The following is a 16,486-nucleotide window of genomic DNA, read 5'->3' on the forward strand; positions in this document are numbered from 1 at the left end:
GTCGGGCGTCAGGCTCGGCGTGGACGGTCCGGTGAAGCCGGACCACGACGGGCTCCATTCCGCCGCCGCGTCGGCGGGTCGGCGGTAGATGTCCCTCTCCAGCCCCTTCATCCGCCGGCCGGTCGGGACCGCGCTGCTTGCGATCGGACTCATGCTGGTCGGGGTCGCGGCCTATATGCGGCTGCCGGTCGCGAGCACGCCGAACGTGGAGTTCCCCGCGATCTTCGTGCAGGCGAGCAGGCCCGGCGCGGAGCCGAGCGTGATGGCGGCGACCGTCGCCGCGCCGCTCGAACGTTCTCTCGGGGCGATCGCCGGCGTCACGGAGCTGACCTCGACCTCCGCGCTCGGCTCGACGCGGATCGCGATACAGTTCGACCTCAACCGCAACATCGACGACGCCGCGCGCGACGTGCAGGCGGCGCTGAACGCGGCGGCCGCCGACCTGCCTTCCGACATCCCGACGCTGCCGACCTTCCGCAAGATCAATCCCGCGGCGCTCCCCGTCATGGTGCTGGCGCTGACCTCCGACGTGCTGCCGCAGGCCCGCGTCTACGACGCCGCCGACAGCGTGCTCGTCCAGCGGCTGAGCCAGGTCGCGGGCGTGGGCGAGGTCAACGTCGCGGGCGCTGAGCAGCCGGCGGTGCGGGTGCGGCTCGACCCGGACCGGCTGGCCACGATGGGCCTGTCGCTCGACGACGTCCGCGCCGCGGTCGACAACGCCAACGTGCTGGCGCCGGTCGGCGCGCTCGCCGGAGACGACCGCTCGATCTCGATCGCGCTCGACGGCGAACTCGGCTCCGACCCGAAGAATTACGAGAACATCGTCATCCACACCGCGAACGGCGCGGTGGTGCGGCTCGGCGACGTCGCCGACGTCGCGGCCGGAACCCGCAACGCCCGCACCGCCGGCTGGCTGAACGGCAAGCCCGCGACGCTCGTCAACGTCACCAAACAGCCCGCGGCGAACGTGCTGGAGACAGTCGACGGCGTGAAGGCGATCCTTCCCGAGCTGTCGCGCTGGATTCCGGCCGGCATCGACGTCCACGTGCTGGTCGACCGCACCACGACGATCCGCGCCAGCGTCGCCGACATGCAGAAGACGCTGCTGATCTCGATCGGCCTTGTGATGCTGGTGGTGCTGGTGTTCCTCAAGCGCGCCGCGCCGACATTCGCCGCCGGCGTCACCGTGCCGCTCGCCCTCGCCGGCGCCTTCGCGGGAATGTGGGTCTTCGGCTTCTCGATCGACAACCTGTCGCTGATGGCGCTCGCGGTCGCCGTCGGCTTCGTGGTCGACGACGCCATCGTCATGATCGAGAACGCCTACCGCAACCTCGAGAAGGGCATGACTCCCGTCGAGGCGGCGCTGACCGGGGCGCGCGAGATCGCCTTCACGGTCGTCGCGATCTCGATCTCGCTGGTGGCGGCTTTCATCCCGCTGCTGTTCCTGGGCGGGCTGGCGGGTCGGCTGTTCTTCGAATTCTCGATGACGCTGGTTTTCGCCATCGCTGTCTCCACCGTGGTCTCGCTCACCGTCACGCCGATGATCTGCGGCCAGTTGCTCAAGCCCGAGAGGAAGGATCGCAAACCTGGCGTCGTCGACCGGCTTGCGAACCGCTACGCCTCGAGCCTGAAATTCGCGATGCGCGCCCCCTGGCTGATGGCGCTGCTGATGCTGCTCGCCGCCGCGTGGGCGGTTCATCTCTATATCGCCATGCCCAAGGGCTTCTTCCCCGAGGACGACACCGGCGTGCTGAACGCCTTCACCGAAGCGTCCGCCGACGTCTCGTTCGACGCGATGTCCACGCTTCAGCAGAGAGCGGCGGCGATCATCGCCGCCGATCCGGCCGTCGAGTCGGTCGCGCCGTCCGTCGGCGGCGGGCGCAGCGTGTCGAACCAGGGGCGCATCCAGATCGCGCTCAAGCCGCTGGGCGAACGGCCGCCGGCGAGCCAGGTGATCGAGCGCCTGCGGAAGCCGCTTTCCGATCTGCCGGGCCTGCGCGTCTTCCTGATGGCCCAGCAGGACATCCGGGCGGGGGCGCGCGAGGGCCGTTCGCAATACCAGTTCACGCTGTGGTCGTCGGATCTCGATCTGCTGCAGGAGACGGCCCCCAAGGTGGTCGAGAGGCTGCAGCGCATCAGGATGCTGCGCGACGTCGCGACCGACCGGGAGGCGAACGCAATCGACCTCCTGCTCAACATCGACCGGGACAAGGCCGCCCGCCTCGGCGTCTCGATCGACGCGATCGACGCCGCCCTCAACACCTCGTTCTCGCAACGCCAGATCTCGGTGATCTATGGGCGGCGAAACCAGTACCGCGTCGTGATCGAGCTCGCTCCCGAGCAGTCGTCGGACTCAAGCGACGTGCTGAAGATTCATGTTCCGACGTCGTCCGGAACGCAGATACCGCTGTCCACGGTCGCGACCGTCACACGGCGTGTGGCGCCGCTGGTGGTGAACCACCAGGGCCAATACCCGTCGATCACCATCACCTATGACGTCGCGCCGGACGGCTCGGCCGGCGAGGCGACGGAGCTGGTCGCGAAGGCGGTCGCGGGGCTCCACCTGCCCGACGGGGTCAATTCGAGCTTCGCCGGCGACGCGGCGGAACTCGAGAAGGCCGCCGGCGGCCAGTCCATCACCATCCTCGCGGCGCTGGTCGCGATCTATCTCGTGCTCGGCGTCCTGTACGAGAGCTATGTCCACCCGCTGACGATCCTGTCGACGCTGCCGCCGGCGGGCCTCGGCGCGCTTCTCGCGCTTCAGGTCGCCGGCGACGACCTCACGCTGATCGCGCTGATCGGCATCATCCTGCTGATCGGCCTCGTGAAGAAGAACGGCATCATGCTGGTCGACTTCGCCCTCGACGCCGAGCGCTCGCGCGGCCTGTCGCCGGCCGACGCGATCGTCGAAGCCGCGCGGGTGCGGTTCCGGCCGATCCTGATGACCACCTTCGCGGCGCTGCTCGGCGCGCTGCCGCTCGCCTTCGGCGAGGGGCCGGGCTCGGAGCTCCGGCGCCCGCTCGGAATCACGATCGTCGGGGGGCTTATCGTCAGCCAGGCGCTGACGCTCTACACGACGCCCGCGATCTACCTGCTGCTCGACCGGCTGCGACGCCGGAAGAAGCCGCAGCCGATAGCGCTGCAACCGGCGGAATAAGCCGCAGGCCGGCCGTCCGCCGGTCAGGTCTTGCTGATTTTCTCCTCCGGACCGACGGCCTCCTTGTGGCCGCCGAACTGGAAGCGCATCGCAGACAGCAGCTTGTCGCCGAACGGGTGATCGATGCGCGAGCGGAAGCGGGCGAAGAGAGCCGCGGCCAGCACGTCGACCGGCACTGCCTCCTCGATCGCGGCCTCGATGGTCCAGCGGCCTTCGCCGGAGTCGGCCACGCGGCCCTCGAACCGGTCCAGGCTCGGATCGCTCGCAAGCGCCGTGGCCGTGAGGTCGAGCAGCCAGGACGACACCACGCTGCCCCGCCGCCAGACCTCGGCCACGTCGGCGACGTCGATGTCGAAACGGCGATCCTCCGGCAGCTCCTTGGACGACTTATTGCGCAGGATGTCGAAGCCCTCGGCGTAGGCCTGCATCAGGCCGTATTCGATGCCGTTGTGGATCATCTTGACGAAATGGCCGGAGCCGGTCGGCCCGCAATGCATGTAGCCCTGCTCGACGCGGGGGTCGCGGCCGTCGCGGCCGGGCGTCTTCGAGATGCCGCCGGCGCCGGGCGCGAGCGTCGCGAGGATCGGGTCGAGGCGCTTCACGACGTCGGCCTCTCCGCCGATCATCATGCAGTAGCCGCGCTCGCGGCCCCAGACGCCGCCGGAGGTGCCCACGTCGACGAAGTGGATGTTCTTCTCGATCAGCGCCGCGCCGCGGGCGATGTCGTCCTTGTAGAAGGAGTTGCCGCCGTCGATGATCACGTCGTCGGGCGACAGCAAGTTCGCCAGCTGGTCGATGGCGTCTCCGGTGATCTTGCCCTCGGGCAGCATCACCCAGACGACCCGCGGAGCGGGCAGCGCCGCGACGAGATCAGCGATCGCGTGCGCCGGGACCGCGCCTTCGCCCGCCAATCCGTCGACCGCCTTGGCGTCGACGTCGAAGGCGACGCATTCGTGGCCGCCGTCCAACAGCCGCCGCACGATGTTGCCGCCCATCCGGCCGAGGCCGATCACTCCGATGCGCATCGCTGGTCTTCCTTCTGGGAGGTGAGGTCCGTGCCGCACTGCGGGATATGTTAGGGCGGGACGCCTGCGCATGAAACCGCGGGGCTGCATTGCGACGCTGCCCCGGCGCACGCCGCTTTCCCGGACCACGCCATGCGGCGTTCCGTCTCGGGGCGCCGCCGCGCGCAGGATTGACGCGCGGTCCGATAACAGGCGTGATCCGTAATAAGGCCCTTAAGAGGCCGTGCTTTCCGGGGAGGTCTACATTGCGTCCACTGGCGAAGGATCGTCCGCTCGCGCGGTCGGTCAGGGCATGAACGTGCAGGACAAGGCGCCCGCCGCGGCTGCGACCGCCGACATGGCCCTGAGAGACCGGGTCGGCGCGCTGAGGGCGGGGCTCGAAGACGGTCTTATCGGCGCCTCCGGCCTCGTGCAGCGCCTGCTGATCGGGCTTCTCACCGGCGGCCATGTGCTTGTCGAGGGCGCGCCGGGCCTCGCCAAGACCCGCGCCGTCAAGCGGCTGTCGTCGGGTCTCGACGCCTCCTTCGCCCGCATCCAGTGCACGCCCGACCTGATGCCGGCCGACCTGACCGGCACGACGGTCTGGCGCCCGGACCAGGGCAGGTTCGAGTTCCTCCCCGGCCCGATCTTCCATTCGCTGGTGCTGGTCGACGAGATCAACCGCGCGCCCCCGAAGGTGCAGTCGGCGCTGCTGGAGGCGATGGCCGAGCGGCAGGTGACGGCGGGCGCCAGCACCTATCCGCTGCCCGACCCCTTCATGGTGGTCGCGACCCAGAACCCGATCGAGCACGAGGGCACCTTCCCGCTGCCCGAGGCGCAGCTCGACCGCTTCCTGATGCACGTCGTCGTAGGCCTCCCGGACACCACGTCCGAGCGGCTGATCCTCGACCTCGTGGAGCGCGAGACTGCGGGCCACGAGCAGGCGATGCCGCTGAAGCTCTCGGGCGAGGAGGTGCGAGCCGCCCGTCGTGACGTCGCGAACGTCTATCTTGCGCCTGCGCTGAAGGACTACATCGTCCGCCTGGTCTCGGCGACGCGCGACGCCGACACCGTGCCGGAGGTCCGCCGGGCGATCGAGTATCCGGTGTCGCCGCGCGGAACGCTGTCGCTGGCGGCGGCGTCGAAGGCGCGCGCCTATCTCGAGGGCCGCGACCACGTCACCCCCGACGACGTCGCGGATCTCGCGGCCGACACCCTCGCGCACCGGCTCGTCCTGACATGGCGGGCGGCCGCCGACGGGCGGACGGCGCGCGACCTCGTCGGCCCGCTGCTCGACGCGGTGCGGCCGCTGTAGCGCGAGGCCACGCGCGATGACCGTTCGGCAGCCCATGCTCCGGAAGCGAGTTTCTTCCTTCACCTCTCCCCGGTGGGGAGAGGTCGGCGCGAAGCGCCGGGTGAGGGGGAGCAGCCCTTTCCGGAGAGGACGAGGCCCCCTCACCCGCCGCCGCTTGCGCGACGTCGACCTCTCCCCGCTGGGGAGAGGTAAAGAGCATCGCCACGCCCGGCGACGGGGCGCATCGTGATGGACGGAGCGCTCGTTCCCGGCGTCGATCTCGACGCCACCGCGCTCATGGGGCTGAAGCACCTCACGGGGCGCGGCGCGCCGACGGGCGCGCGCAGGCTGGCGGCGCGGCCGGGCGGCATCGTCACGCGCCGGCGGGGCAGAGGCAGCGAGATCGACGACGTGCGCCCGTGGGTCGACGGCGACGACATCCGACATGTCGACCGCAACGCCACCGCCCGCACCGGGCTGCTGCACGCCCGCACCTTTCGCGACGAGCGCGAGCGCGCCGTGCTGCTGGTCGCGGATTTCCGCCCCGCCATGCTGTTCGGCACCCGCCGCGCGTTCCGCTCGGTGGCGGCGGCGGAAGCGCTCGCCATGGTCGGCTGGCGGGCCGCGGCGGAGGGCGGGCGCATCGGGCTGCTGGCCGTCGGGACGGGCGAGCCGTCCTTCGTGCGGCCCAAAGGCGGCGAGCGGGCGATGAGCGCGATCGTCGGCGTGATGGCGCGCGCCCACGCCGACGCGCTCGCCGGCGCCGACAGAGCCGACCCGCCTCTGGCGGACTCCCTCGAGACTGCCGTCGGCGCCCTGCCCCGCGGCGGCCATCTGATCCTCGCGAGCGGGCTCGACGAGCCGGGCCTGCGCTTCGACGAGGTGATCAAGGCGGCGGCGACCCGCGTCGCGATCACCGTGCTGCTGGTCGCCGACGCCTTCGAGCGCGACGCCCCGCGCGGCGCCTACGCCTTCCTATCGCGCGACGGGCGGCGTGGCTGGCTGTCCGGCCGCCAGGGCGGCGAGGCGCATGCTGACTACCGCCGCGAGAGGCTCGCGGGGCTCGGCGTCGGCGCGATCGAGATCGACGCGGCCGCCGGCCCCGAGCGCGTCGCGCCGCTGCTGGAGCGCCTCGATGCAACAAGATGATCCGCTGGCCGGCCTGAGGGCCCTGCATCTGCCGCCGCAGCCGGTGTCGTTCTGGGCGGATTTCGGCGTGGCCGCCGCCGCCGGCCTGGGGCTCGCGCTGATCGTCGCGCTGGCGCTGCGCGCGCTGCTTCGCCCGCGGCCCTCGCTCGCCGCCGCCGCACGCGCGGAGTTCGAGCGCGCCAGGACCCTGCCGGCGCCGGAGCGCCGCGCCGCGCAGGCCACGATCCTTCGGCGCGTGGTCCGCTCCAGGGCCGGCGACGAGGCCGCGCGCGCGACGGGCGCCGACTGGGCCGCCGCCCTCGACGGCGTGTTCGGAACCGACCTGTTCACCGCCCGCGCCGGCCGTGTGTTCGCCGACGGCCTCTACGCCCGCCCGCCGGCGGAAGACCCGGAGCTCGACCGCGAGCTCTCCGTCCTGTTCGCGAAGCTCGGGCGCTAGGCGATGTGGCAGTTCTCGCTTCCCTGGGTCTTCCTGCTGCTGCCTCTGCCGTTCCTGGTGGCGCGGCTGTTGCCGGCTGACGGCCGCGTCGGCGGCGCGTTGAGGGTTCCGGGCACGGTCGCGGCGTCGCATGGACAGGCCGACCCGTCCTCGGTCGCGACCGGCGGCGGGCGGCTGGTGGCGTGGCTCGCCTGGGTCGCGCTGGTGACGGCGCTCGCCGGCCCCCGAATCGTGCTCCCGGCGCAGGCGCTGCCGACGACCGGGCGCGACCTGATGGTGGCGCTCGACCTTTCCGGCAGCATGGAGCGCACCGACTTCGCGCTCGACGGCAAGCAGGCGCGGCGGCTCGACGTCGTGAAGACGCTGGGCGCCAAGTTCATACGCGGACGGGCCGGCGACCGCGTCGGGCTGATCGCCTTCGCCGACCAGACCTATGTCGTCTCGCCGCCGAGCTACGACACGGAAGCCGTCGCCCACTCGCTCGACGGGTTCGCGATCGGCCTCGTCGGCCGCTCGACCGCGATCGGCGACGGGCTCGGCCTCGCGCTCCGCCGGCTCGCCCAGACGGAGTCGAAGAACAAGGTCGTGGTGCTGCTGTCGGATGGCGCGAACAACGCGGGCGTATCGACCCCGAAGGACGTCGCGCGTCTCGCGAAGGACATGGGCGTGCGGGTGCACACCATCGCCATGGGCCCGCGGGCGCTCGGCGAGGAGGCGGACTACAATCCGGACGTCGTCGACGTCGAGACGCTGAAGGCGATCGCCGACGAAAGCGGCGGCCGCACCTTCCGGGTGAAGACCAGCGAGGACATGGAGGCCGCGATCTCGGCGATCGATGAGATCGAACCGACGCGTTCGCTCGCGCCGCCCGCGCCGATCTGGCGGGAGCTGTGGCCCTGGCCGGCGACGATCGCATTCTTCGCCTCCGCCGCCACCGTGCTTGTCCGAAGGCGCGGCGCATGATCGAGCTGTTCGGCTACGCGTTGCTCAGGCCGTGGTGGCTGCTCGGGCTGCCGATCGCAGGCCTCGTGCTGTTCGTCGCGGTCCGACGCGCCGGCGGCGTCGGCGACTGGCGGCGGGCGGTCGACGCCCATCTGCTCGACGCTCTCGCCCGTCGCGGCGGCGTGGTCGCCGGCAAGGGACGCGGCGCGATCGTCGCCGCGGCGACCGCGGCGCTGATCGCGCTCGCTCTGCTCGGTCCCGCGGTCGAGCGGCAGGGATCGACCAATTTCCGCAACCTCGACACCATGGTGATCGCGCTCGACCTGTCGCGCTCCGTCGCCGAGAGCCCGCAATTCCAGGACGCCAAGATCGCGGCGCTGGCGACGGCGGAGGCCGCCGGCACGCGGCAGGTCGCGATCGTCGCCTATGCGGGCGACGCCTATCTCGTCAGCCCGCCGACGACCGACCGCAAAGGGCTGGAGACGACGTTGTTCGCGCTCGACGGCCAGACGGTGCCGGACTTCGGCAGCGCGCCGACGCGCGCCGTCGCCCTCGCCCGCAAGACGCTGAAGGACGCCGGGGTCGTCAGCGGCGACGTGGTGCTGATCACCGACGGCGGCGGAATCGACGAGGGGACGCGCGGCGAGGCGCGGGCGCTTCGCGAGGACGGCCACGCGCTGAGCGCGATCTTCCTGACGCCGAAGACCGCGACGGGCCGCCCACCGGGACCCGCCGACGCCGGCCGGCCGGAGCTCGAGGCTCTAGCCTCGATCGGCGGCGGGGTTTCGGGCGACGTCGATCATCCCGAGGCTGTCGACGACCTGCTCGCCCGTGGGCCGACGCAGCGGATCGGACCGGGCGAATACGCGTCCCTCGTCTGGTACGATCTCGGCCGCTGGTTTTTGTTCGCGGCGGCGGTTCCCATGCTGCTGCTGTTCCGGAGGGGCGGATGATATGCGCCGCGTCTGGATGCTCGTCGTGCTGATGATGGTCTGCCTCGGAGCCGCGCTTTCGGGCGAGCGCATGGGCCGCGCGTTCTACGAGGCCGGGCTGCCGCGGATCGCAAGCCTGCTGCTTGGCGGCCCTGTCTGGCGCGGCGCGACGCTTTACGCGCAGGGCCGCTTCGCGGAGGCCGCGAGCGCCTTCGAGAACGCGCCCTTCGCCGACGCGCCCTACGACGAGGGCACGGCCCGCGCCCGCGCCGGCGAGCTGGAGCGGGCGATCGCCGCGCTCAACGAGGCGCTCTACCGCGACCCGAACGACGAGGACGCCCGCTACAATCTTGCGCTGGTGGAATCGCTCAAGGCCAAGAGGGACAGGCAGGCTCGCGACGCGAACGGCGCCGCCAACGCCAGCGCGTCGAAGCAGAAGCGCGGCGGCGAGGCGCCTTCGGATGCGCAGAACGACATCAACTCGACCGGCGAAGGCGCCGCCGGCGACCGCGACTCCGGCCGTCAGGCGACCTCGCCCGGCGGCGCGCAGGTGACCCGCATGGGGCGCGCGAAACAGACCGCCGCCGACCCCAGCCGGTCGCAGGCGCGCGGCTCGGTCGGCGCCTCGCAGGGCGCGGGCCGCACCGGCGGCGACGGCGCCAAGGTCGCGAAGTCGTTCGAAGAGATGATGAAGCTGCCGAAGATGAGCTTTTCGCAACAGGCCGTGCAGCCCTCGCTGCAGTGGCTGCAGACGATCCCTGACGACCCCGGCAAGTTCCTCCGCCTGAAGCTCGCGGCGGAGCGCTCTCAGCGCGCCGAGCGCGGGATCGCCGCGCCCGAGGTCACGGACCCATGGTGAAGTTTTTCGCCGTCGCGCTCGCCGGCCTCGCGCTGTCAGCGCTTCCCGCCGCGGCGCAGGACCACACGATCTTCGACGACGTGAAGCTCGAGGTCGTCCCTGAGACGCATGGCGTCGCGCCCTACCCGAACGAGCTCGTCCTGGTCCATATCCGCGGGCTCTATCGGCCGCTGATCAACATCCAGCACATGCAGCAGCCGGAGCTGACCGACTTCGGCTGGATGCACCTGACCAAGGACAAGCTCTCGGAATCGACCTTCGACGGCTTCCCCGCCGTGGCTTACGAGCGCGTCATCGCGGTCTATCCCGAGAAGAGCGGACCGCTCGAGATCGGAAGCTTCACCCACAAGCTCACGGTGGTCGACGGCGCAGGCGGCCGCGAGATCGACGTGAGGTCCGCGCCCGTCACCGTTCAGGTCGCGCAGTGGCAGGGCCCGGGCGGACCGGGCGACCCGAACAGCTGGTGGCTGCCGGCGAGCGACGTGACCGTCACCGACACCTGGGCCTCCGACCCCAACCACGTGCCGCGCGGCGAGACCATACAGCGGACCGTGACGATCGAAGCCTATGGCGTGACCGCCGAGCAGCTGCCGCCGCCGCCGGTGATGCGGTCGGCCGGCATCATCAGCTTCCGCGGGCCGACCGACCGCGAAACTCGGGTGACCGAAAACGGCCCGGTGGCGCGCGCGGTCTATCGCTGGAACATGCGCCCGATCTCGGCGTTCCCCGCGACGGTCGAGGCGATCAAGATCCCGTGGTTCGACACCGTCTCCCGCTCGATGCGCGAGGCGACGATTCCCGCCCAGCGGATGGCGTGGGACGTCGCAGGAGCGCCTTCCGGGGACCCGGCCGCCGTCGCCGGCCCCAAGCGCCCGGCGCTCGGCCTGACGCTCGGCGTTGGCGGCGCCGCCTTCCTGCTCGGCGTCGCGCTGCTGCTGGTCGGGACCGGGGGCCTGCGCGCCCTCCCCGGACTGCCGCCCCGCGCGTTGCGCAAGCTGAAGACCGCCGCGTGGCGCGGCGACGCCGCCTCGTTCCGGGCGGCGGTCACCGAACTCGTCCGCAAGGAGCCGGAACGCTCCGAGGCGTGGGCCGGACGCGCCGAGGTGCGCGCGGGCCTCGCCGAGCTCGACCGCCATCTCTATGGCGGCGGCCAGGACCCCCGCCCGAACCTGCGCCGGCTCGCCCGGATCATCGTGACTGCGCGGCGCGCATCCGCCGTCCCCGCCCGCTCGACGGGGTCGGGCCTGGCGCCGCTCGACGGGCCGCTCCGGAACGCCTGACGGTGGTTCCGCCCTCGCGTCAGAGACCGCAGTCGGATCAGACGGCTCCGCCCTTCGCGCGGGCGGCGTCGACGCTCCACGGTCCGGGACCGGCGAAGAACAGGTAGAAGAACACGAAGCAGTAGAGCGCCGCGAGCTCGCCGCGGTTGAGCAGCGGATAGACGCTGGCCTTCGCGGTCTCGACCGCGAGCGAGAAATCCGCGCCGGTGTGGACGAGGAAATAGGCGACCGCCATCTGCCCGGACAGCAGGAAGGCGACCGGACGGCTGAACAGGCCGATCGCGAGCAGGAAGCCGCCGACCAGCTCGAACACGCCGGCGACGCCCGGCAGCGAGGCGAGCGGCGGCGACATCGGCGCGACGTCGCCTGCGACGGGGAAGCCCAGCAGCTTCTGCGTCCCGTGCTCCATGAACAGCAGCGCCGCCATGATCCTGAGAATGCTGAGCACGCGCGGCGCCCAGGCGGTGAGAACGGTGGGGTTCATCTCGATCCTCCCGAAGGCCGACGGGTCCGCCGGTCGGAGAGGGTTTAAGGCGGGAATGGAACGGAGGCGAACCCCGCTCCCCGCAATGTGTTCTGATTAAAGACGCACGAAACAGACGTGACGTCGTCGCGACGGTCCCAAGTCGACATCCTGCAGCGCGGCCTTGCGCGCTCGGGACCGCCGGGGCGATGCGGAAACGGCCGGCCCCATCGCTGGAGCCGGCCGCCATTCCTGATTCAGGCGTTTCCGCCGGAGCGAAGCGGCGTTTGCGCCCAGCCTCAGACGGCGGCGGCGAGCTTGGGCTCCTCGGCCGCGACCTCTTCGGGGAAGGTCGGGTAGATGCCGAGCGAGCGGCCCATCTGCTTCGTGAGCGCAAGCACGATGTCGACGTTCGGGGTCGCGATGTCGACGAGGCGGCCCATCTCCTGGATGGAGGAGAGCAGCGCGTCAAGCTCGATCGGCTTGCCGGCCTCGACGTCCTGCAGCATCGATGTGCGGTGCGCGCCGACGCGGGCGGCGCCGTTGATGCGGCGCTCGACGTCGACCTTGAACGTCGCGCCGACCTTCTCGCCGATCGCCTGGGCCTCGAGCATCATGCTCTTGGCGAGCGCGCGGGTGCCTGGGTCGGTCGCGACCACGTCGAGCGTCGCGCGGGTCAGCGCGGAGATCGGGTTGAAGCAGAGGTTGCCCCACAGCTTCAGCCAGATGTCGTCGCGGATGTCGTCGTAATAGCGGGCCTTCAGGCCGCTGGCGTCGAGCGCGTCGCCGAAGGCCTGCAGGCGCGCCGTCTTGGTGCGGTTCGGTTCGCCGAGGCCGAAGGTGTCGCCGTAGGTGTGCTTGATGACGCCCGGCTCGATGATCTCCGTCGCGGGGTAGACGGTCGAGCCGATGACGCGCTCGGGCCCGATGGCGTTCCACTGCCGGTCGCCGGGGTCGACGCTGTTGAGGCGCAGGTTCTTGTAGGGGCCTTCGAGGCCATAGAAGTACCACCACGGCACGCCGTTCTGCGCGGTGACGACGGCGGTGTCCGGCCCCAGCAGCGGCGCCATGTCCTCGGCCGATTCCCAGGCCTGATGGGCCTTGAGCCCGACGATGACGAAGTCCTGCGGGCCAAGCTCCGCCGCGACCTTGGTCGCGGGCATCTCGGCCACCTTCTCTTCGCCATCGATCAGGAGCTTCAGCCCGCGCTCCCTGATGGCGGCGAGATGCGGTCCGCGCGCGATCAGCGAGACGTCTATTCCCGCCTGCTTCATCATGACGGCCATGTAGCCGCCGATCGCGCCCGCGCCGTAGATGCAGATCTTCACCGGGTCGTTCTCCTCAAGATTGGTCGCCCCGTCGGCGCGGCGGCGGTCAAAATCAGCGTTATCGACTTCGGGCGCTAGCGTGCGCCGGCGAGGGCTTCGGCGATCGTGCGGCCGACGAGGTGGGCGCTCGACGCGACCGTCACCCCCGCCCGCTCGAGCGCGGCGACCTTCGCCGCCGCCTCGCCGCTCCCGCCTATGGTGAGCGCGCCCGCATGGCCCATGCGGCGCTCGCGGGGAGCGTGGGCGCCGACGATCAGCGCGACGATCGGCTTTGCGGGCCTGACCTGCGCGATGTAGTCGGCGACCTCCTGCTCCTCGGAGCCGCCGATCTCGCCGATCAGCACGACGCCGTCGGTCTCGGGATCGGCGAGGAACAATTCCAGGCATTCGCGCATGCCGAGTCCGTGGATGGCGTCGCCGCCGACGCCGACGGTGGTCGACTGGCCGAGGCCGGCGGCCGTCACCTGCGCGACCACCTCGCTGGTGAGCGAGGCGGAACGCGACACGATCCCGACGCCGCCCGGCCTCTCCGAGCCGGTGGCCATCACGCCGAGCTTGCAGATCCCCGGCGCGAGGACGCCCTGGCTGTTGGCGCCGACCAGCCGGGTCCGCGAGCCTTTCAGCGCCTCGCGGACGCGCACCATGTCGAGCGCAGGCACCCGTTCCGTGACGGTGACGACGAGCGGGATCTCGGCCTCGATCGCCTCGATCATGGCGGCGGCGGCGGTGGCCGGCGGCACGAAGATGATCGAGGCGTTCGCCCCGGTGGCGCCCTTCGCCTCGGCGACGGTGTCGAAGATCGGCAGGTTGAGGTGCGAGCGGCCGCCCTTGCCGGGCCGGACGCCGGCGACGACCTTGGCGCCGTACTCCATCATCTGGATGGTGTGGTGCGTGCCGGCCCAGCCGGTCATGCCCTGGACCATGATGCGGGTGTCGTGGTCGATGAGGATCGCCATAGTTCAGGCCCTCCCGGCGGCGACGGAAACCGCGCGGGAAGCGGCCTCGCCCATATCGGCGGTCTCGATCACCGCGCAGCCGAAATTCGCGAGCCGGTAGCGCCCGAGATCGGCGTTCAGCCCGGCGAGCCGCACCACGATCGGCAGCTTGCGGCCGGAGCGGCGGAGCGCGATCCCGAGCCCTTCCGCGATGGTGTCGCAGGACTGCATGCCGCCGCCATGGACGTTGAGGAGCAGCGTGCGGATCTTCGGGTTGTCGAGCAGCAGCGCGAAGCCATGGGCGATGTCGAGGCTCTTCGCGGTGGTCCGGATGTCCATGAAGTTCGCGGGCTTGCCGCCGGCAGCGCAAACCATGTCGAGCGTCGCCAGACCGAGCCCGGCGCCGTTCGAGACCAGACCGATGTCGCCGTCGAGCTGGACGAAGTTGAGCTGGTCGCGATGGGCGCTGAGCTTGACGCGGTCGCCCTCGACCTCGTCGCGCAGCGAGCCGAGATCCGGGTGGCGGAACAGCGCGTTGTCGTCGAGCGTCATCTTGACGTCGAGGGCCTTGATCTCGCCGGACGCGGTGACCGCGAGCGGGTTGATCTCGATCAGGCTGGCGTCGAGCTCGATGAATGCGCGGCGCAGGCCCTCGACGAGCGCAGCGGCCGCCACGGCCGCGCGGCCCTCAAGACCGATCCGCGCAATAAATGTCGACAGATCAGCCGGGTCGATGGGTTCGTTCACCGAAAGCACGAGCGTCTCGGAGGTGAATTCGCCCTTGCGCTTACGCTCCTCGACGCCGTCGCCGCCCTCGCGGCCGCCGACTGCGACCAGCGCGCCGGAGGCGTCGATCATCAGCGCGAGATAGATCGAGCGCTCGATCGCGACGCCTTCCTCCACATAGACGCGGCGGACGATCTGGCCCTCGTCGTCGGTCTGGCGGGTGACGAGCCTCTGGCCGAGCAGCGCGGACGCGGCCGATTTCGCCATGGACGGTCCATGCGCCATCCGCACGCCGCCGGCGGCCAGCCGCTCGCCGGCGTGGATCTGCGCCTTCACCGCGATCGGGCTGGTTCCGAGGTCGCGCGCGACCGCTTCCGCCTCGTCGGCCGTCAGAGCGACCGCGCCGCGGGGAATCGGCAGTCCGTAGTCGGTCAGCAGCCGCTTGGCCTGAAACTCGTGAAGTCGCATCGCCTGTCTCCGCGGGCGCTCTTGCGGCGCCCTTTGGTATACGTGACGCCAACACCCGCCAATCCACAGCTTTTCTGAAGGCCTGCTTCAGCAGCGTGGATCGTAAGAGAACTCGGGGCCGGTGTCAGACCGGCCTTTAGGATCAGCGCGATCGGGCGCCGGCGCGACGCCCGGCCTCCGCGGATCGACGAAGTCGCTCCGCCCGGCCTGCGACAAGGCTCAGTCGAGGATGTCGCCGTGCTCCTCAACATAGCGGGCGAGGCCGAGGGTATGCTCGCGCGAGCGCTTCTCGGCGCCTTCGACGTCGCGGCGCTCGAGCGCCTCGATGATCGCGAGGTGGTCGTCCATCGAGCGCGTCGCGCGGTCGTCGCGGCCGATGGTGATCTGCCGGATGCCGCGGACGTGCATGAAGATGTTCGAGGTGATCTCCAGCAGCGCGACCGAACCCGAGATCTTCACCAGCGTCTGGTGGAACCGGATGTTCGCGTCGGAATACTCGCTGAGATAGTCGGAGGGCCGGTGGCTCTCGTTGAAGCCCTGGAACAGCTTGCGCAGCCGCGCGATCTCCGCGTCGCTCGCATGTTCGGCGATCAGGCGGGCGGCCATGCTCTCGAGCGCCGCCCAGGCCTGGATCATCTCGATGACTTCGCGCTTGGACTTCTTCAGCACCATGATGCCGCGGCGGGGCATCGACTTCACGAAGCCCTCCTGCTCAAGCATCGCGATCGCCTCGCGCACCGGCGTGCGGCTGACGCCGAGCCGCTCGGAGAGCTGGCGCTCGTCGAGCCACGCCGGGTCGGGCGAGGAATAGATGTCCATGTTGACGATGGCCTGCTTGAGAGCGGCGTAGACCTTCGTCTTATAAGTCTGCTCCGGCGCAAAACGCTCCAGGACGAGCGTTCCGTCGGAGTCCTCGTCGACAGGCCAACGCAACGGCGTTTTCAACAGATTTGCTCCCCGAAGCGTTAGGACTGACGCCCTTCTTGCATACCAGAGGGATGATCTTCTGGCGAAGCCGCAAACCGCCGCATACTTTAGCATAAAAAGGGGCGGCCGCTTTCGCGACCGCCCTTCGCGTCGGATGGCGCCGACGCGTCTTCAGAAAGCCTGAGGGAGATCAGGCTTTAACGGCTCGCCACGCGCAGCGGCCGATCCTGCTGGTCGCCCTTCAGCAATTCGACCAGTGTCTTTCCGAGGCGGGCCGGGGACGGCGAGACGCGGACGCCCGCCGCCTCCATCGCCGCGATCTTGTCCTCCGCGCCGCCCTTGCCTCCCGAGATGATCGCCCCGGCGTGGCCCATCCGCCGGCCGGGAGGCGCCGTGCGGCCCGCGATGAAGCCGACCGTCGGCTTCTTGCGCCCGCGCCTCGCCTCGTCGCTAAGAAACTGCGCCGCGTCCTCCTCCGCCGAGCCGCCGATCTCGCCGATCATCACGATCGACTCCGTCCGCTCGTCGGCCAGGAACAGCTCCAGCATGTCGATGAACTCGGTCCCCTTCACCGGGTCGCCGC

The 16,486-nt window shown here is 70.7% G+C and carries 14 protein-coding genes and 1 pseudogene; 8 read left to right on the forward strand and 7 right to left on the reverse strand.

Features of this window, described 5'->3' with window-relative positions:
- Positions 1 to 88 precede the first annotated feature (88 nt).
- The gene (locus PKE75_RS14255) at positions 89 to 3,157 is read left to right on the forward strand and encodes an efflux RND transporter permease subunit (RefSeq protein WP_271169407.1); all 3,069 of its coding nucleotides are present in this window, start codon (positions 89 to 91) and stop codon (positions 3,155 to 3,157) included.
- Positions 3,158 to 3,180: 23 nt separating this feature from the next.
- Here PKE75_RS14255 and gnd read toward each other — a convergent pair whose 3' ends face one another.
- Complete coding sequence (gene gnd, locus PKE75_RS14260; RefSeq protein WP_271169408.1) at positions 3,181 to 4,182, reverse strand: phosphogluconate dehydrogenase (NAD(+)-dependent, decarboxylating); 1,002 nt, start codon at positions 4,180 to 4,182, stop codon at positions 3,181 to 3,183.
- 292 nt (positions 4,183 to 4,474) lie between these two features.
- Between gnd and PKE75_RS14265 the strand changes: the two genes are divergently transcribed.
- The 7 genes from PKE75_RS14265 to PKE75_RS14295 all read left to right on the forward strand — a co-directional run bounded on the left by PKE75_RS14265 (position 4,475) and on the right by PKE75_RS14295 (position 11,056).
- Positions 4,475 to 5,476, forward strand: a complete 1,002-nt coding sequence (locus PKE75_RS14265) for an AAA family ATPase (protein ID WP_271169424.1) — start codon at positions 4,475 to 4,477, stop codon at positions 5,474 to 5,476.
- Positions 5,477 to 5,704: 228 nt separating this feature from the next.
- Positions 5,705 to 6,604, forward strand: a complete 900-nt coding sequence (locus tag PKE75_RS14270; RefSeq protein WP_271169409.1) for a DUF58 domain-containing protein — start codon at positions 5,705 to 5,707, stop codon at positions 6,602 to 6,604.
- The gene (locus tag PKE75_RS14275; protein WP_271169410.1) at positions 6,591 to 7,043 is read left to right on the forward strand and encodes a DUF4381 family protein; all 453 of its coding nucleotides are present in this window, start codon (positions 6,591 to 6,593) and stop codon (positions 7,041 to 7,043) included. The genes PKE75_RS14270 and PKE75_RS14275 overlap by 14 nt, the downstream gene beginning before the upstream one ends.
- A gap of 3 nt (positions 7,044 to 7,046) precedes the next feature.
- On the forward strand, positions 7,047 to 8,006 hold the full coding sequence (locus PKE75_RS14280; RefSeq protein ID WP_271169411.1) for a VWA domain-containing protein: 960 nt from the start codon (positions 7,047 to 7,049) through the stop codon (positions 8,004 to 8,006).
- Entirely contained in the window at positions 8,003 to 8,938 is a 936-nt protein-coding gene (locus PKE75_RS14285) for a vWA domain-containing protein (protein WP_271169412.1), read from the forward strand. The genes PKE75_RS14280 and PKE75_RS14285 overlap by 4 nt, the downstream gene beginning before the upstream one ends.
- A 1-nt stretch (position 8,939) precedes the next feature.
- Complete coding sequence (locus PKE75_RS14290; RefSeq protein ID WP_271169413.1) at positions 8,940 to 9,776, forward strand: hypothetical protein; 837 nt, start codon at positions 8,940 to 8,942, stop codon at positions 9,774 to 9,776.
- The gene (locus PKE75_RS14295) at positions 9,770 to 11,056 is read left to right on the forward strand and encodes a hypothetical protein (protein ID WP_271169414.1); all 1,287 of its coding nucleotides are present in this window, start codon (positions 9,770 to 9,772) and stop codon (positions 11,054 to 11,056) included. The genes PKE75_RS14290 and PKE75_RS14295 overlap by 7 nt, the downstream gene beginning before the upstream one ends.
- A 37-nt stretch (positions 11,057 to 11,093) precedes the next feature.
- Here PKE75_RS14295 and PKE75_RS14300 read toward each other — a convergent pair whose 3' ends face one another.
- The 6 genes and pseudogenes from PKE75_RS14300 to PKE75_RS14325 all read right to left on the reverse strand — a co-directional run.
- Entirely contained in the window at positions 11,094 to 11,540 is a 447-nt protein-coding gene (locus PKE75_RS14300) for a DoxX family protein (RefSeq protein ID WP_271169415.1), read from the reverse strand.
- 278 nt (positions 11,541 to 11,818) lie between these two features.
- Complete coding sequence (locus PKE75_RS14305; protein ID WP_271169416.1) at positions 11,819 to 12,847, reverse strand: 2-dehydropantoate 2-reductase; 1,029 nt, start codon at positions 12,845 to 12,847, stop codon at positions 11,819 to 11,821.
- A gap of 74 nt (positions 12,848 to 12,921) precedes the next feature.
- The gene (gene sucD / locus PKE75_RS14310; RefSeq protein ID WP_271169417.1) at positions 12,922 to 13,803 is read right to left on the reverse strand and encodes a succinate--CoA ligase subunit alpha; all 882 of its coding nucleotides are present in this window, start codon (positions 13,801 to 13,803) and stop codon (positions 12,922 to 12,924) included.
- A 3-nt stretch (positions 13,804 to 13,806) separates the two neighbouring features.
- A complete protein-coding gene (locus PKE75_RS14315; RefSeq protein WP_271169418.1) occupies positions 13,807 to 14,976 on the reverse strand; it encodes a succinate--CoA ligase subunit beta in 1,170 nt (389 codons plus the stop codon).
- Between the two features lie 219 nt (positions 14,977 to 15,195).
- The gene (locus tag PKE75_RS14320; protein ID WP_271169419.1) at positions 15,196 to 15,909 is read right to left on the reverse strand and encodes a GntR family transcriptional regulator; all 714 of its coding nucleotides are present in this window, start codon (positions 15,907 to 15,909) and stop codon (positions 15,196 to 15,198) included.
- Between the two features lie 191 nt (positions 15,910 to 16,100).
- A pseudogene (locus PKE75_RS14325) lies at positions 16,101 to 16,486 on the reverse strand (succinate--CoA ligase subunit alpha); the annotation flags it as partial.

Source organism: Hansschlegelia plantiphila, from assembly GCF_027922265.1.
Taxonomy (GTDB): domain Bacteria; phylum Pseudomonadota; class Alphaproteobacteria; order Rhizobiales; family Methylopilaceae; genus Methylopila; species Methylopila plantiphila.